At 45.1% G+C, this 16,137-nt stretch carries 16 protein-coding genes; 13 read left to right on the top strand and 3 right to left on the bottom strand.

Translation table 11 applies throughout. The annotated features are described in order from the left end of the window. Nucleotides 1-8: 8 nt before the first annotated feature. From WMO62_RS03800 to WMO62_RS03785, 4 genes are all read left to right on the top strand, one after another. Complete coding sequence (locus tag WMO62_RS03800; RefSeq protein WP_349143859.1) at nt 9-239, top strand: hypothetical protein; 231 nt, start codon at nt 9-11, stop codon at nt 237-239. Nucleotides 240-586: 347 nt separating this feature from the next. Next, on the top strand, nt 587-1,987 hold the full coding sequence (locus WMO62_RS03795; RefSeq protein WP_117496502.1) for an alanine/glycine:cation symporter family protein: 1,401 nt from the start codon (nt 587-589) through the stop codon (nt 1,985-1,987). Nucleotides 1,988-2,168: 181 nt separating this feature from the next. Then, a complete protein-coding gene (locus tag WMO62_RS03790; RefSeq protein ID WP_349143858.1) occupies nt 2,169-2,582 on the top strand; it encodes a DUF3783 domain-containing protein in 414 nt (137 codons plus the stop codon). Between the two features lie 33 nt (nt 2,583-2,615). Further along, nucleotides 2,616-3,761: an N-acetylmuramoyl-L-alanine amidase gene (locus WMO62_RS03785; RefSeq protein ID WP_349143857.1), complete on the top strand. Its 1,146-nt coding sequence runs from the start codon at nt 2,616-2,618 to the stop codon at nt 3,759-3,761. 222 nt (nt 3,762-3,983) lie between these two features. On the opposite strand, the gene WMO62_RS03780 is transcribed toward WMO62_RS03785, so the two are convergent. Then, nucleotides 3,984-4,184, bottom strand: coding sequence for a cold-shock protein (locus WMO62_RS03780; protein ID WP_117496505.1), 201 nt, complete (start codon nt 4,182-4,184; stop codon nt 3,984-3,986). 146 nt (nt 4,185-4,330) lie between these two features. On the opposite strand from WMO62_RS03780, the gene WMO62_RS03775 reads away from it, so the two are divergent. From WMO62_RS03775 to WMO62_RS03765, 3 genes are all read left to right on the top strand, one after another. After that, entirely contained in the window at nt 4,331-5,512 is a 1,182-nt protein-coding gene (locus WMO62_RS03775; protein ID WP_349143856.1) for a M23 family metallopeptidase, read from the top strand. Nucleotides 5,513-5,591: 79 nt separating this feature from the next. Then, a complete protein-coding gene (locus tag WMO62_RS03770; RefSeq protein ID WP_118716972.1) occupies nt 5,592-6,446 on the top strand; it encodes an amidohydrolase family protein in 855 nt (284 codons plus the stop codon). 78 nt (nt 6,447-6,524) lie between these two features. Further along, nucleotides 6,525-8,144: an AAA family ATPase gene (locus WMO62_RS03765; RefSeq protein WP_349143855.1), complete on the top strand. Its 1,620-nt coding sequence runs from the start codon at nt 6,525-6,527 to the stop codon at nt 8,142-8,144. A gap of 31 nt (nt 8,145-8,175) precedes the next feature. On the opposite strand, the gene WMO62_RS03760 is transcribed toward WMO62_RS03765, so the two are convergent. Next, entirely contained in the window at nt 8,176-8,805 is a 630-nt protein-coding gene (locus WMO62_RS03760) for an HAD family hydrolase (protein WP_349143854.1), read from the bottom strand. Nucleotides 8,806-9,048: 243 nt separating this feature from the next. On the opposite strand from WMO62_RS03760, the gene sfsA reads away from it, so the two are divergent. From sfsA to WMO62_RS03740, 4 genes are all read left to right on the top strand, one after another. Then, the gene (sfsA, locus tag WMO62_RS03755; protein WP_349143853.1) at nt 9,049-9,804 is read left to right on the top strand and encodes a DNA/RNA nuclease SfsA; all 756 of its coding nucleotides are present in this window, start codon (nt 9,049-9,051) and stop codon (nt 9,802-9,804) included. A 61-nt stretch (nt 9,805-9,865) separates the two neighbouring features. Continuing rightward, a complete protein-coding gene (mutY, locus tag WMO62_RS03750; RefSeq protein WP_349143852.1) occupies nt 9,866-10,945 on the top strand; it encodes an A/G-specific adenine glycosylase in 1,080 nt (359 codons plus the stop codon). A gap of 3 nt (nt 10,946-10,948) precedes the next feature. Beyond that, a complete protein-coding gene (gene glf / locus WMO62_RS03745) occupies nt 10,949-12,103 on the top strand; it encodes a UDP-galactopyranose mutase (RefSeq protein WP_349143851.1) in 1,155 nt (384 codons plus the stop codon). A gap of 1 nt (nt 12,104) precedes the next feature. Further along, nucleotides 12,105-13,124 carry a glycosyltransferase family 2 protein gene (locus WMO62_RS03740; protein WP_349143850.1) on the top strand — a complete coding sequence of 340 codons (1,020 nt, stop codon included), beginning with the start codon at nt 12,105-12,107 and terminating at the stop codon, nt 13,122-13,124. On the opposite strand, the gene WMO62_RS03735 is transcribed toward WMO62_RS03740, so the two are convergent. Continuing rightward, complete coding sequence (locus tag WMO62_RS03735) at nt 13,017-13,751, bottom strand: phosphatase PAP2 family protein (RefSeq protein ID WP_349143849.1); 735 nt, start codon at nt 13,749-13,751, stop codon at nt 13,017-13,019. The two genes, WMO62_RS03740 and WMO62_RS03735, sit on opposite strands and share 108 nt — an antisense overlap. A 296-nt stretch (nt 13,752-14,047) precedes the next feature. Here WMO62_RS03735 and WMO62_RS03730 point away from each other — a divergent pair, with 296 nt between their 5' ends. Both WMO62_RS03730 and WMO62_RS03725 read left to right on the top strand, forming a co-directional pair. Then, nucleotides 14,048-15,628 carry a peptide chain release factor 3 gene (locus WMO62_RS03730; RefSeq protein WP_118438157.1) on the top strand — a complete coding sequence of 527 codons (1,581 nt, stop codon included), beginning with the start codon at nt 14,048-14,050 and terminating at the stop codon, nt 15,626-15,628. A 72-nt stretch (nt 15,629-15,700) separates the two neighbouring features. Further along, nucleotides 15,701-16,075, top strand: a complete 375-nt coding sequence (locus tag WMO62_RS03725) for an Asp23/Gls24 family envelope stress response protein (RefSeq protein ID WP_117496532.1) — start codon at nt 15,701-15,703, stop codon at nt 16,073-16,075. Nucleotides 16,076-16,137 lie beyond the last annotated feature (62 nt).

Below are 16,137 nucleotides of genomic sequence, written 5' to 3'. Positions count from 1 at the left end.
GTTTTCCTATGAATCCTATGGCCCTGATGAAATTGATGAGCGCCAAGAATAAATTTAATGCCAATCATCCGAAGGTCGGAGCCTTTTTCAAGGCCGCCTTCGGAAGTGGCCTGCAGGAAGGAACGATCCTGGAGCTGACTGTGACAAAACCAGACGGGGAAAAGATGACCACAAATCTGAAAGTGAAGCCGTCGGATCTGGAGCTTCTGAACGAGCTTCGGAATATGTCAAATAAATAGGGTGATTTTAAGAAAGTTTATACTTTGTTTAGTGTTTACCCATATTTTGGACATATCTTTCTGCTAAAGTATAATTATAAGTTCTACCGGAGCTTTTCTCTTAGAGAAAATATGAAGTAGGCGAAAGGCCTTGGGGACTTTCTAAAATGAGGGCGGTGCTCTGTAAGCGCGCAAGCGGACACCGCACCTCGACTAACAATAACAGCGTCTTGAGTGATCAAGGCGCTTTTTTTATGTTGTTTACTTTTTTACCATGGGTATCCGGTTGCAGGAAAATGCCTCATGTGTTAAGATACTTATTAACGAGTAAAAGCGTTGAAGCAAAAAAGTCAGGGGGATTAAGTAATATGGACATTGTCAACGGATTCATACATATAGTGAATGGAATCTATGAATTTTTGTGGGGAGATTTGATCGCGATCCCACTTCCAGGAGGTGGAACAGTGGGCATTTCGTTGTTGGTTCTGCTTCTGATCCCGGCAGGGATCTTTTTTACAGTTCGGCTTCGTTTTCCGCAGATCCGTCTGTTTCCGGATATGATCCGCGCAGTGACAGAAAAGAATGATCATTCAGTAAAAGGTTCTATTTCCGGATTTCAGACACTGATCATCGCAACTGCTACCAGAGTTGGAATGGGAAATCTGGTTGGAGTAGTGGCAGCAATCTCGGCAGGAGGTGCAGGTGCGGTGTTCTGGATGTGGATCACTGCAATACTTGGATCGGCTACGGCTTTTGTGGAGGCAACGCTGGCACAGCTATATAGAGAAAAAGATCCGCTGTACGGTGGATTTCGTGGAACGCCGGCTTATTACATTCAGGACTGTTTTGGCAGAAAAGGAAAGAAATCGATCATTGCTGTTTTGTTTGCGATTTCCGGATTGATCTGCTGGTGTGGAATCAGCCAGGTTATCAGTAACTCTGTGTCCAGTGCATTTGAAAATGCATTTCATATTCCGGCATTATATACAACTATCGTTCTTGTAATACTGGCGGCTGTGATCGTATTGCGCAAAAATGCAACAGTAAAAGTCCTGGATATCCTGGTTCCTATTATGGCAACCTGTTATTTTGCGATTACCTTATTTATTATTTTCAAAAATGTGACACTGCTGCCATCTGTATTTGCCAGAATTTTTGAGGAAGCTTTTGGAATCCGTCAGGCGGTGGCAGGTGGATTCGGTGCGATCCTGATGAACGGTGTAAAGAGAGGTCTGTTCTCCAATGAGGCTGGTTCCGGTTCTGCACCCTGTGCGGCAGCGGCAGCTGATGTGGGACATCCGGCAAAGGCAGGATTGTTACAGGCCTTTGGAGTGTTTATCGATACCATCGTGATTTGTAGCTGTACAGCGATGATCATGCTGCTGGCTCCGTCTGATATGCTTCAGGGACTGGAAGGTATGTCCTTGCTTCAGACTGCGATGCAGTATCATCTGGGATCCTTCGGAACCATATTTATTGCAGCAACCCTGTGGTTGTTCAGTTTTTCCACATTTATTGGAATTCTTTTTTATGCAAGATCCAATGTGGCATATCTCTTTGGAGACAACTGGGTGTCTCAGACATCCTATAAAGTACTGGCACTGGTGATGCTGTTCATCGGAGGACTGGCAGCCTATACCTTTGTGTGGGAACTGGGAGATGTGGGAATCGGATTGATGACGATCTTCAATATGGCAGCAATCCTGAAACTGTCCGGCAAGGCATCCAATTGCTTGAAGGAGTACGAGAACAATAAAAAAGGACTCTGATCACAGAGTCCTGAACTTTCGAGGGAGTGGGGACTTTTTTAAGTCCCCTAAAGTGTTATGAATGAAATACTGATGTGTTCCTGTTACAAGTATTATCATAATAAAAAAATGTGACGAAAGTGTGGTCACGAAATAAAGGTTTTCTAAAAAGTATAAAGATTCTGAGTCAGGAGGGAAAAACATGGCATATACACCATTGGTATTATATTCTATTAAGGAGGAGAAGAAAGCACAGCAGATCACCGCGTTGTGTAAAAAGCTGGGTGTTCATACAAAGGAAATACAGACAAAGGATGCAGATGAAAAAGTAGGTGTTCTGGCGGGGATTGATCCACTGACAGCAATGGGTGCGAAAAAGGAAGTTCCATTTGTGATGCTGGATCTGCCGGAATATTTAATCTTTTCAGGCCTGCCAGAAGTGTTGCTTGACCAGTTTCTGAAGGAATATCGTCAGCAGAAAATAGAACCGACTCCTTTAAAAGCAATCGTGACGCTTCACAATAAGGACTGGACAGTGCGAAATCTTATTATGGAACTGATGAAAGAGCGAATGAGCATGATGAACCTTGGTGGAAACAAATCTGAAAACAAATAGTAAGTCTGGTACGAACAGGAGGAGTGAAACCATATGAAACGAATCAAATATCTGGCAGTACTATTATTGACTGTAGGAGTTCTTGGACTGACTGGCTGTGGAAGCAGCAGTGCGGATGTGGGAGTCCAGGAACCGACAGAGATAGCAGATGAATTACAGGCCGAAGCAGAGGCAGACGACGAGAATGCAGGAGGAGAAGATGCTGGTAATGAAACGGATACAGAAGATCCCGTGCAGAATCCGGTAGTTGTGGACATGCCAGAGGCGGATGCGACAGATACAGTTACCGCAGATGATTTTGATTTGTCCGAGGCAGAGACGGTCTGGGCAACCACAAAAGTAAGAGTACGTAACCAGCCATCCATGGACAGTGAAATTATATCAAATCTAGGCGCAGGTCAGTCTGCACAACGAGTGGCAGATGATGGAGAATGGAGCACGGTGATCATGTACGGACAAGTATACTATGTTGCCAGTGCATATCTGACAACGGAAGAAAAGCAGGAAACCGCTGCGGACACAGCACAGGCAGCTGTCCCCGGCGAACCGAACGGCAATCTGGTGGTGATCGATGCAGGACATCAGCAGAAAGGCAATTCTGAGAAAGAACCGATTGGACCGGGTGCATCCCAGACCAAGGCAAAGGTGGCAGGCGGAACTTCCGGTAAGGCCAGCGGTCTGAAGGAATATGAATTGACACTGGCGGTGGCATTGAAGCTTCAGACGGAGCTTGTGAACCGCGGGTATGATGTACTCATGTGTCGGACTACCAATGATGTGAATATAAGCAACAGCGAGCGTGCAGCCATTGCCAATCAGGCAGGAGCAGGTGCTTTTATTCGGATCCATGCCAACGGATCAGACAGCAGCAGTGTCCATGGAGCAATGACTATCTGTCAGACTGCCTCGAATCCCTACAATGGAAATCTGCATGATCAGAGCTACAAGCTGTCCACAGATGTACTTGACTGCTTCGTGGAAAAGACCGGTGCAAAGAGAGAACGTGTGTGGGAAACTGACACCATGAGCGGCATCAACTGGGCAAGTGTGCCGGTGACCATTATCGAGATGGGTTATATGACCAATCCAGATGAAGATCTGAAGATGGCTACTGATGATTATCAGAATCTGATGGCGGCAGGTATTGCAGACGGCATTGACCGTTATTTTGGAAGATAAAAGAATATTGCAATGGAAAAAGGCATATGCTACAATGCCAATAGGCAAGAGAGAAAATAGTTCCATAATGGTTCAAAAAACAAACGAAACCCCTCAGAGTGGCAACTCTGAGGGGTTTCTGTTTTTTCCAGTCCCAGCATTCTGCATAATTCTCAAATTCAAACACATATAAGAACAGTGTGCTTATATTTATTTTAACATAAGAATCTGTAAATGTTCAGATTAGAGTTTGGTTACGTTAGTAGCCTGCGGTCCTTTTGCTCCGTTAACTACTTCGAATTCAACAGCCTGGCCTTCTTCGAGGGATTTGAATCCATCCATGTTCAGACCTGAGTAATGAACGAATACATCATTTCCCTGCTCATCAGAGATAAATCCGTATCCTTTCTGATTGTTGAACCACTTTACTGTACCTTTGTTCATCATGGTACCTCCTTAAAATAAATCGTGCCAAACGGCACATGATTAGACTACCACAGTTTACGGGGGGTGTCAAATAAAAATTAAGTGGACATGAAACCCTTTTTTTACACATAGAATGATGAAAAAAGGATGAGAATACAGCAGTTTTGAAGAAGGTTATTATCACTGATTTATTGATTCTGGCGGTGTTTGGAAGCACTTGTTTCTGGTCTGTGAAGAAGGATAGACTAACTGCTTTAGTAGATAAGATTCTGACGGAGCAGACTTCTGAAGACGAAGAGATTCTGGTACTGACTTCCAGTAATCTGGCAAAGAAAAATGGTCAGATTGAGGAAACACAGATGAGCGAAAATGCAGACAAAGAAAGTGAAGAGAATACAACAAAAGACTATATCAAGTGGGTGGACTTTACGGTCTCCAAGTTTGCTCTGACAGAGAGCTATGAGTATGATCGGGATACATACGGAACGGATCGGCATATCAGCTGGATCGATCTGCTGGCATGGACAGCGGCACATACAGGTGGAAAGTTTGGAGATGACCGGACGGTCTGCAAATGCATGGAAGAACTGGAGATGGAAGCAGAAGCCGGGAAGAAGCTGGAAGAACTGACGGAGGATCTTGAATATTTTCCATATTACAGAGAAGTTTATGAGACGGTACTGGGAGGAATGGTAGGTGAATATGAGATTGAGGAGCCGGATGCACAGGGAAGAAAGGTTACACAGAAGCGTTATGGGCTGAAAGCATTTCATCCCATTGCAAAGGGATTTCCCTATACGGATTATGATGATTTTGGTGCATCACGCAGCTACGGTTATCGGAGGGAACATCTGGGACACGATATGATGGGTCAGGTGGGAACACCGGTGGTCTGTGTGGAATCTGGATATGTGGAGGCGCTTGGTTGGAATCAGTATGGAGGCTGGCGCATTGGGATCCGCAGTTTTGATAAGAAACGGTATTATTACTATGCCCATCTGCGGCAAGGATTTCCCTATCAGCCGGAATTGAAGGAAGGATCGGTAGTGCTGGCAGGGGATGTGATCGGTTACATGGGACATACCGGTTATAGCACCAAAGAAGATGTCAACAACATTGACCAGACACATCTGCATGTTGGTATGCAGCTCATCTTTGATGAATCCCAGAAGGATAGTGACAATGAGATCTGGATCGACTGCTATCAGATTATGGGATTCCTCTATCGAAATCAGTCCGAGACAGCCAGAAATGACGAGACAAAGGAGTGGAGACGCATCTATGAGATGAAAGACCCGGCGGCAGAAAAATATGAGCGGACACTGGATTTTTCCATGTATCCGTAAAAAGACATGTTGGGATGTCAGACATGGAAAAATGACAGAAAACATGGTAAAATGAACGACAGAGAAGGAGATGAACCGCATGTTTGGAGAATGTCATGCCCATGTGATCATGGACGGAATGAATTATAAAGCGGCAGTAGCACTGCATAAGAATGGAGTATGTCAGGAGGCAGTGAGAACCCATCTGGAGGCATATCAGAAAGCAGGGATCACATTTGTGAGAGATGGGGGAGATGCCTGGGGAGCTTCGCGCTATGCTAGATCCGTGGCAGCGGAATATGGCATTGACTATCGGACACCGGTGTTTGCCATTCACCTGAAAGGACATTATGGTGGAATCGTAGGACATCCGTTTGCAGATCGGACAGAATATGAGCAATTGGTAAAACAGGCTAAAGAAGAAGGCGCAGATTTTATCAAAATCATGGTCAGCGGGATTCTGGATTTTGCTCATGCAGGAACGTTGACAGAACCGGGACTTGACAGGGAATGGATCCGATTCATGATCGATACGGCTCATGAAGCCGGAATGGCAGTAATGGCGCACTGCAACGGTGACCGGACCTGTTATGAAACATTGGAAGCGGGTGTGGACAGTCTGGAACATGGGTTTTTCATGGAAGATGAGACGCTGTCGCTTCTGGCAGAGCGCGGTACGGCCTGGTTTCCAACCTTTGCACCAGTAGGAAATCTGCTGGGCTGTGGTCGGTTCCCGGATGAAGAGATCCAGAAAAATCTGGATATGCAGATGAAAAATGTAAAAAAGGCGGCGAAGCTGGGGGCGCATATCGGACTGGGCAGTGATGCGGGAGCATATCTTGTCCCGCATGGCACTGGAACCAGAGATGAATACCAATATCTGCGGTCTGCAGGTGTGGTGGATGATGTACTTGAGAAGACCGAGATGCAGGTGAGAGATTTATTTTCATTGTGAAAATGTAGGAGAAATCAGAGTTGACGGTTTTATCTGGCATTTGTTATCATAGAAGAAATGAAAGCGGGGTGTGTGAACATGGGATTCTATTTGAATAGTACATCGGCATTTTCTTTATATAAAAGTGAGATAAAGAAACCGTATTTTGTGGATAAAACCATGCTTTTGAAGGAATTGTTTCCTATGGTGGCTGCAGGAAATTCACACATCTGTATTACAAGACCTCGTCGATTTGGAAAAACGATGGCGGCAAATATGATAGGAGCATTTTTCGGAAAAGGCAATGAGGCAGGAAACATTTTTGACTCATTGAATATTTCAGAAGTTTCTGGTTATGCAGAAAACTTAAATCATTATAATATGATTTATATAGATTTCAGCAAAAATAATGAGGACAGCGATAGCTATCAGGAATATATTGATACGATCAAGGAACTGCTCAGAGAAGATCTGCATCAGGCATATTCACAGATTGTATTCAGGGAAAAAGGCTCTGTTACAGAAGATTTTACCAGAATTTTTAATCAGACAGGGGATCGTTTTATTTTTGTGCTGGATGAGTGGGATTGTATTTTTCATAAGAAATATATTACGGATACGGATAAGCACCGTTATATTTCTTTTTTAAATACACTGCTTAAGGATCAACCTTATGTACAGTTCACCTATATGACAGGTATTCTTCCAATTGCGAAGTATTCCAGCGGATCTGAACTGAATATGTTCGCGGAATTTACTATGGTCAATCAATCTATGTTCAGCCAGTATTTTGGCTTTACGGATGAGGAAGTTGACAGGCTTTTTGACAAATATCTCGAGAATTGCAAACAGCAGAAATTATTGCCATGTGTTACCAGAGATGGCTTAAGGCAGTGGTACAATGGTTATCAGACGAAATCTGGAGTACGAGTGTACAATCCAAGGTCTGTTGTATTTGCATTACAGTTTAATAATCTTGGAAATTACTGGACCAGTGCAGGCCCTTATGATGAAATTTTCTATTATATTGAGCATAATGTGGCGGATGTGAGAGATGACCTTGCATTGATGGCAGCTGGAGAAGCTGTACCAGCAAAAGTGCAGGAGTATGCATCTACTTCCATGAATCTGGCTACCAAGGATGAAATTTTTTCTGCTATGGTTGTGTATGGGTTTTTGAGTTATGGAGATGGAAAAGTCAGCATACCAAACCGGGAGTTGATGGAAAAATTTGATGAAATGCTGCTAAAGGAGCCATCTTTGGGTTATGTATATCGACTTGCGAAAGAATCAGACAAGATGCTTGCAGCAACATTGGCTGGAGATACCAAAACGATGGAAAAAATCCTTGGATATGTTCATGATACAGAAGTTCCTATTTTATCTTACAATCATGAGACTGAGCTATCAGCAATCGTAAATTTGGTTTATTTGTCGGCAAGGGATCAATATCGTATTGAACGGGAAGAAAAAGCAGGAATTGGATATGTGGATTTTATTTTTTATCCAGAGGATAAGAAAGCAGATTGCATGATTTTGGAATTAAAGGTAGATCATACACCAGAAGAAGCAATTCAACAAATTAAAGAAAAAAGATATGCTTTAAAATTCAAGGGAAAGATTGGAGATGATGATCCATATACGGGTCGAATTCTTGCAGTTGGAATTGGTTATGACAAAAAAAAGAAGAATCATCAATGTAAAATAGAAGTTTTATAGTATTTTACACTGATGATTCATGTATTGAGTTTTATTCAAATATGCTTTTTAATTCAGAAAAATTTTTGATCACATAATCTGCGTGATCGACTTCACCGAATCCGTAAGAGGCATGACAGAATGGAACGCCAGCTTCTTCGGATGCCACGCGGTCTCCGTCGATATCGCCCACATAGACCGGATGTTCCAGATGATTTCTGTCTGCGATTAAGCGGATATTGTATCCCTTGGGATGTCCGGTATTTCCTGCACACTCAAAGTCTGTGATGAAGGAACCAAGATCGGTCTTTTTAAGAAACAGCTCAATATATCCGCTCTGGCAGTTGCTTACGATAAACAGAGGCACTTTTGCGGACAGGGAACGGATGGTGTCAGCTACACCGGGATAGAGAATGTCATCGTCGCATTCGTAGAGCAGTTCATGTTCCCGGTCGCAACAGGCATTGATAAGGGTATAACGATCTTCTTTTTCTAAAAAGGGGAAGACCATATCTGCGATCACCTCCAATGTGCGGCCGAAGAGACCGGTCAGCTGTTTGGCGGTCAGACGGACTGGCACATCTTTTCTTTGGGCAATGACTTCATTCCAGGCTTTTGCCACGATCGGTGTGGAATCCCACAGGGTTCCGTCTATATCTAAAATAATTCCATCAGTTTTCATAATGTTCTCCTTTACCTTCTAATAGTAATTATCGAGTTTGAATGATGCATTACGGATTGCTACGTGCTACGCACTCTCGCAATCCTGCCCGTCATTCGGATATCGTGTGGCATACGCCCCACTGTTATCCTCATGTCGGAGCGGGTCGCTAAGCCATAAAACCACTTATGCGCAAGCGCAGCGTGGTTTCCGGCTTTCGACCCTTGCATCATTCTAATAAAAACATTGAGAGAAATCAAGCATTTGTGCTATACTAACTCCATGATTTACGAGAGAATAGAAGAAGCAATATTTAAATCAAGACCTAATCGGTTCATAGCACAGGTGGAAACTTCCCGGGGGATTGAGATCTGTCACGTAAAAAATACGGGGCGCTGCCGGGAACTTCTGGTACCCGAGGCAAGGATCTGGGCGCAGCGAAATGAAAACCCGAATCGTAAGACGGCACTGGATCTGATCGCTGTGGATAAGGCAGGAACCATCATCAATATGGATTCCCAGATACCGAACAGAGTCGCAGAAGAATGGATCCGAGGCGGCGGTCTGGTGCGTGCCGGACAGGCATCAGCTGTTAAAGGATGGGCAGCAGATGTATTAGAATGCTACGACATGACCACATCAATCCGTCCAGAGACCCGATACGGCAATTCCCGGTTTGACTTTTATCTGGAGCAGGGAGAACATCGTCTGTTTCTGGAAGTTAAGGGTGTGACTCTGGAGGAAGACGGAGTTGCAAGATTTCCCGATGCACCGACCGAACGGGGTGTGAAGCATGTGGAGGAACTGATCCATTGCATGGAAGATGGCTATGAGGCAGGGATCTTATTTGTAATCCAGATGAAAGGAATCCGTTATCTGGAACCCAACGACCGGACACATCCAGCATTTGGAGAAGCACTCCGAAGGGCAGAAAAAGCAGGCGTGCAGGTGCTGGCAGTGGATTGTCAGGTGACGCCGGAATCCATCAGAGCAGATCAGATGGTGGAGGTTCGGCTGTAGTATTCATAACCCATTAGAATAGTCATCTTTAGAAAACTTAAGAAGTTAAGGAGTAGATATCGTGCTTGAACAGATTGTAACGCCGCTCCTTTCATGGTATGATAAGCATGCGCGGGTGCTTCCGTGGAGAGAAGATACTGCAGCCTATCGGGTGTGGGTATCTGAGATCATGCTACAGCAGACACGCGTAGAAGCGGTCAAACCATTTTTTGAGCGGTTCATCAAAGCACTGCCGGATGTGCAGGCACTCTCAGAGGCACCGGAGGACGAGCTTCTGAAGCTGTGGGAAGGACTTGGATATTATAACCGGGTCCGCAACATGCAGAAAGCAGCCAGGGTGATCGTGTCCGAATATGGCGGCGATTTTCCGGCGGACTATGAGAAGCTTTTAAGCCTGCCGGGGCTGGGACATTACACAGCAGGAGCAGTCAGCTCTATTGCATTTGGCATACCCATGCCTGCGGTGGACGGGAATGTATTACGAGTGTTGTCCCGTGTGACAGCCAGCTATGAGGATGTGCTGAAGCAGTCGGTAAAGACTGCCATGGAAGCAGAAGTGAAGAAGATCATTCCGGCAGATCGGGCAGGAGATTTTAATCAGGCCCTGATCGAGATCGGAGCCATCGTGTGTGTGCCTAATGGAAAGGCAAAATGTGAGATCTGTCCGCTGGCATTTTTGTGTGAGGCATATAAGAAGGGAATCGTGGATGAACTTCCGAAGAAAAAGGTGAAAAGAGAGCGTAGAATCGAAGACCGGACGATCCTGATCCTGAAGGAAGGAGACCGGGTCGGTATCCGCAAGCGTCCGTCCAAAGGACTGCTGGCAGGCTTATACGAACTGCCAGGATTAGAGGGACATTTAAGTGAGGAAGAAGTTCTTGCCCAGGTGAAGGCATGGGGATATGCGCCGCTTCGTATTCTGCCTTTAACGGGAGCAAAGCATATTTTCAGCCATGTGGAATGGCACATGACCGGTTATGCGATCAGTCTGGAAGAGACAGAAAACATGGACCAGGAAGGGCTGCTGTTTGTGGATGTGAAGGAGACGGAGGAGCATTATCCGATTCCTGCCGCATTTGCCGCATATGCAGAGTATCTTAACATTTCTCTGGGACAGGAAAAGTACAAGGAAGGTAAGTAGGATATGTTTGATAGTGTGATCATTGGTGCCGGTGTGGCTGGCTGTGTGGCAGCCAGGGATCTGGCAGAATCTGGAAGAAAGGTGCTGGTACTGGAGCAGAGAGACCATATCGGCGGCAACTGCTATGACGAGAAGGATGAACATGGAATCCTGATCCACAAGTATGGACCGCACATTTTCCATACAAAGGAGCAGAAAGCGTATGACTATCTCTCGCGTTTTACGGACTGGTATGCATTTGGACATGAGGTTGTGGCAAATGTCCATGGCAAGCTGATCCCGGTGCCCTTCAACCTGAACACCCTTCATATGGTATATGAGCAGGAGAAAGCGGATGCACTGGAGAAGAAGCTCATCGATGCATTTGGACTGGAGAGCCGTGTGCCGATCCTGAAGCTTCGGGAGCATGAAGACCCTGAGATCCGTGAGATCGCTGACTATGTTTATGAAAATATTTTTCTTCATTATACTATGAAGCAGTGGGGACAGACGCCGGAGCAGATCGATCCGGCTGTGACAGGCCGTGTGCCGGTGCTGATCTCCCATGACAACCGGTATTTCCAGGAACCGTGGCAGGGCATGCCTCTTCATGGATATACACTGATGTTTGAAAAAATGCTGGATCATGAGAATATCACTGTGGAGACCGGTGTGGATGCCAGAAGCCGTGTGACATTTTCAGAAGGAAGCGTATCTCTTGACGGACAGGCATTTACCGGTGATGTGATCTATACAGGTCCGCTGGATGAACTGTTTGACTGCCGCTTCGGACGGCTGCCGTACCGTTCCCTGCGGTTCGATTTTGAATATTATGACAAGCCGGATTATCAGGGACACAGTGTGGTAAATTATACGGTCAGTGAAGATTTCACCCGTATTACCGAGTTCAAATATCTGACCGGACAGAAGGCAGAGGGCACTACGATCGTGAAAGAGTACCCGTTTGCATATACAGGAGCAGAGGGTGAGATCCCGTATTATTCCATTGCAAATGAGGCAAACCAGAAGCTGTATGAGCAGTACCGCGGGCTGGTGGAGCATATCCCGAATGTATGGCTGCTTGGCCGGCTTGCAGAATATAAATATTATAATATTGATGCTATGGTGCTCAAAGCACTGGAACTGACAGACAAGATAAAAAAGGATAAAGAGGTGTAATATGAAGCTTTTGTCAATCGCAGTCCCCTGTTATAATTCAGAAGGATATATGAGAAACTGTATCGAATCCCTGCTTCCGGGCGGAGACGAAGTGGAGATCATCATTGTAGATGATGGATCTACCAAAGACCGTACGGCTGAGATTGCTGATGAGTATGCAGCAAAATATCCGGGAATCGTTAAGGCAGTCCATCAGGAAAATGGAGGACATGGTCAGGCGGTCAACACCGGTCTGAAACATGCAACCGGCCTTTATTTCAAGGTTGTAGACAGTGATGACTGGCTGGACAAGGAAAATTATCCGAAGGTGCTGGATAAACTTGCTGAACTGGTAAGAGAGGGACAGAATGTAGATATGATGCTCTGCAATTACATTTACGATAAGCAGGGCGCAAAACATAAGAAGGCGATCCGTTATGCAAATGTATTTCCTCAGGATCAGGTGTTTACCTGGAAGGATGCAAAGCATTTTCATCTGGGACAGTATATTCTGATGCACTCCGTCATTTACCGCACACAGATGTTGAAAAACTGTGGACTGGAGCTGCCGCAGCATACCTTCTATGTGGATAACATTTTCGTTTATTATCCACTGCCCTATGTGAAAAATCTGTACTATATGGATCTGGATCTGTATCACTACTTCATCGGAAGATCAGATCAGTCTGTCAATGAACAGGTGATGATCGGACGTGTGGATCAGCAGATCAAGGTCAACAAGATCATGATCGATCAGTATGACCTTCGCACAATCCAGAATCCGAAGCTTAGAAAATATATGACCAGTTATCTGGATATTATGATGACCGTTTCTTCTATCATGCTGATCCGTTCAGGAACACAGGAAAGTCTGGACAAGAAAAAAGACCTGTGGCAGTACCTCAAGAAGAAGGACGCAGGTCTTTATTACAAATTATATTTCGGCATCTTTGGCCGTGCTATGAACATCCCTGGAAAGGGAGGGAGAAAGGTCTCGGTTCTCGCGTACAAGCTTGCCAATAAAGTCATGGGCTTTAACTAGGAACGAGGTACGGTACACTGCATAATTCATAAGAATACCGAGCAGGATACCGAGCATCACATCTATGCAGGAGTGCTGCTTGATGAACATGGTGGACAGAATGATGGATACGCATAAAATCAGCGATCCGCGGACTGTCCACTTTTTATTTCTCAGTTCCGGTGCATTCATGACTGCCACATGTGCGGCGATGGAATTGAACACATGAATGCTTGGAAGAATATTTGTGGAAGTATCTGCCCAGTAGATGAAGCACACCAGCCGGATAAAAATGTTGTTTCTGGAAAATTCTGTCGGCCGCAGCAGGTGTCCATTGGGATAAATGGTGGAAATGATCAGAAACAGTGTCATTCCCGTATAGATTACCGCAATGTATTTAAAAAATGCGGACTTGTCGTGAAAGAACAGCCACAGATATACCACTGCGATATAGCCAAACCATAATATATATGGAATTACAAAATATTCGTAGAACGGAATGTAATCATCCAGTGAAAAATGGATCACATGATAGGGGAGATTGGCCCGGCTTTCTACCCATGCGAACCAGATCATATAAAATACAAAATAGAGAGAGACCCAATAATACGGATATTTCTCTTTCAATCCTTTGAATCGTGCAAGCATATGAAACCTCCTGCGTCTTGCAAAATACGCAACATCAGTCATTATTCCTGTTTTTCGGTATCATAGCATATGCTAAAAAAGAAAACAATAGCAGGAAATCCTAAGAATTCTTAAAAAAATGTGAAGTTAATTGAAATTGTGACGAAAATAGATTCCTCTTTCTTACTTATTTTTATCTAAGATCAGCTTCATGGGGACAGCTTCAGCAGATAAATTCCCACCTTGACACCTACCTCTCTTTGCCCTATACTAAAACGGAATATGCAAAGATGTAGATGCGATGAGGAGGAACTATCGTGGCAGATATAAGAAAAGAGATTGAAAAGAGGAGAACATTTGCGATCATTTCGCATCCGGATGCGGGTAAGACAACCCTGACGGAGAAGTTCTTATTATATGGAGGAGCCATCAATCTGGCTGGTTCTGTAAAAGGAAAAGCAACCGCAAGACATGCAGTGTCTGACTGGATGGAGATCGAGAAGGAGAGAGGTATTTCTGTAACCTCTTCTGTTCTGCAGTTCAACTATGACAACTACTGTATCAACATTCTGGATACTCCGGGACACCAGGATTTCTCTGAGGATACCTACCGTACTCTGATGGCGGCTGATTCTGCCGTGATGGTTATCGATGGATCCAAAGGTGTGGAGGCACAGACCAGAAAGCTGTTCAAGGTCTGTGTCATGAGACATATCCCGATCTTTACCTTTATCAACAAGATGGACCGTGATGCCATGGATACCTTTGAATTGCTGGATGATATTGAAAAAGAGCTGGGAATCGCAACATGTCCGATCAACTGGCCCATCGGTTCCGGTAAGGAATTCAAGGGAGTCTATGACCGTGAGAGCCAGAAGATCCATGTGTTCTCCGATACGGAGAAGGGTACCAAGGAAGGTGAAGACCTGGTACTTTCCATGGACGAGGCCGACGGCGTGCTGCTGGAAGGCCAGAAGGAAAAGCTCATGGACGAGATTGATCTTCTGGATGGAGCCAGCGCAGAATTTGATCAGGAGATGGTAGACAAAGGAGAACTGTCACCGGTATTCTTCGGATCCGCCCTGACCAACTTCGGTGTGGAGATCTTCCTGAAGCATTTCCTGAAGATGACCACCTCCCCGCTTCCGAGAAAAGCAGATGTGGGCATGGTCGATCCTATGGAGGATTCCTTCTCTGGATTCATCTTTAAGATCCAGGCAAATATGAATAAAGCACACCGCGACCGTATTGCATTTATGAGAATCTGTTCCGGTAAGTTTGAGGCAGGCATGGAAGTGCTTCATGTGCAGGATGGCAAGAAGATCCGTCTGTCCCAGCCGCAGCAGATGATGGCGCAGGATCGTAAGATCGTGGATGAGGCTTATGCAGGAGATATTATCGGATTGTTCGATCCGGGCATTTTCTCCATCGGAGACACGGTCTGTATGCCAAATCATAAGGTACAGTATGAAGGTATCCCAACCTTCGCACCGGAGCATTTTGCAAGAGTCCGTCAGATCGATACCATGAAGAGAAAGCAGTTCGTCAAAGGTATCGAGCAGATCGCCCAAGAAGGTGCAATCCAGATCTTCCAGGAGTACAATACCGGTATGGAAGAGATCATTGTAGGTGTGGTAGGTGTTCTGCAGTTCGATGTGTTGAAATACCGTCTGGAAAATGAATATAATGTGGAGATCCGTCTGGAAAATCTGCCTTATGAGCACATCCGCTGGATCGAAAATGAGCAGATCGATATGGACAAGATCAGCGGTACCTCCGACATGAAGAAGATCCGTGATCTGAAGGGAAGACCATTGCTTCTGTGGGTCAACAGCTGGAGCATCGGCATGACGCTGGACCGCAACGAAGGACTGATTCTTTCCGAGTTTGGACGCTAAATTTCCCCTTTTCAAAGGTGTATGTTTTTGGTATACTAATACAAAAGCATCGGATATTCAGGAGGTAGGAATATGGAGAAGATAGACAGAGCTACACATGTATTGAAGATAGATGGAGATCGTGGAGAAGTTCGTATTGCAGATGAGGTCGTTGCCATTATCGCAGGTATGGCGGCCACTGATGTACGTGGAGTTGCATCCATGGCAGGCAATATTAAGAATGAACTGGTTTCCATGATGGGAATGAAGACCCTGTCCAAGGGTGTGAAAGTAGAAGTGACAGATACCGACGTGAAGGTTGATCTGGCGCTGAACCTGGAGTTTGAAGCGAATATCCTCAAGGTATCCGGCATCGTGCAGGACAAGGTAAAGGCAGCAATCGAGAACATGACCGGCATGAAGGTGTCCGAAGTGAATGTCCGCGTGGCCGGCATCGTGCTGGAATAAGGTTGGACAAAGTAAGAAGGATGTCTCAAGAGGCATCCTTTTTTAATCGTACAGGAAATGAA

This window comes from Hominiventricola aquisgranensis (assembly GCF_040096225.1).
Classification (GTDB): domain Bacteria; phylum Bacillota; class Clostridia; order Lachnospirales; family Lachnospiraceae; genus Hominiventricola; species Hominiventricola aquisgranensis.
This window is presented reverse-complemented; position numbering and strand designations above follow the sequence as displayed.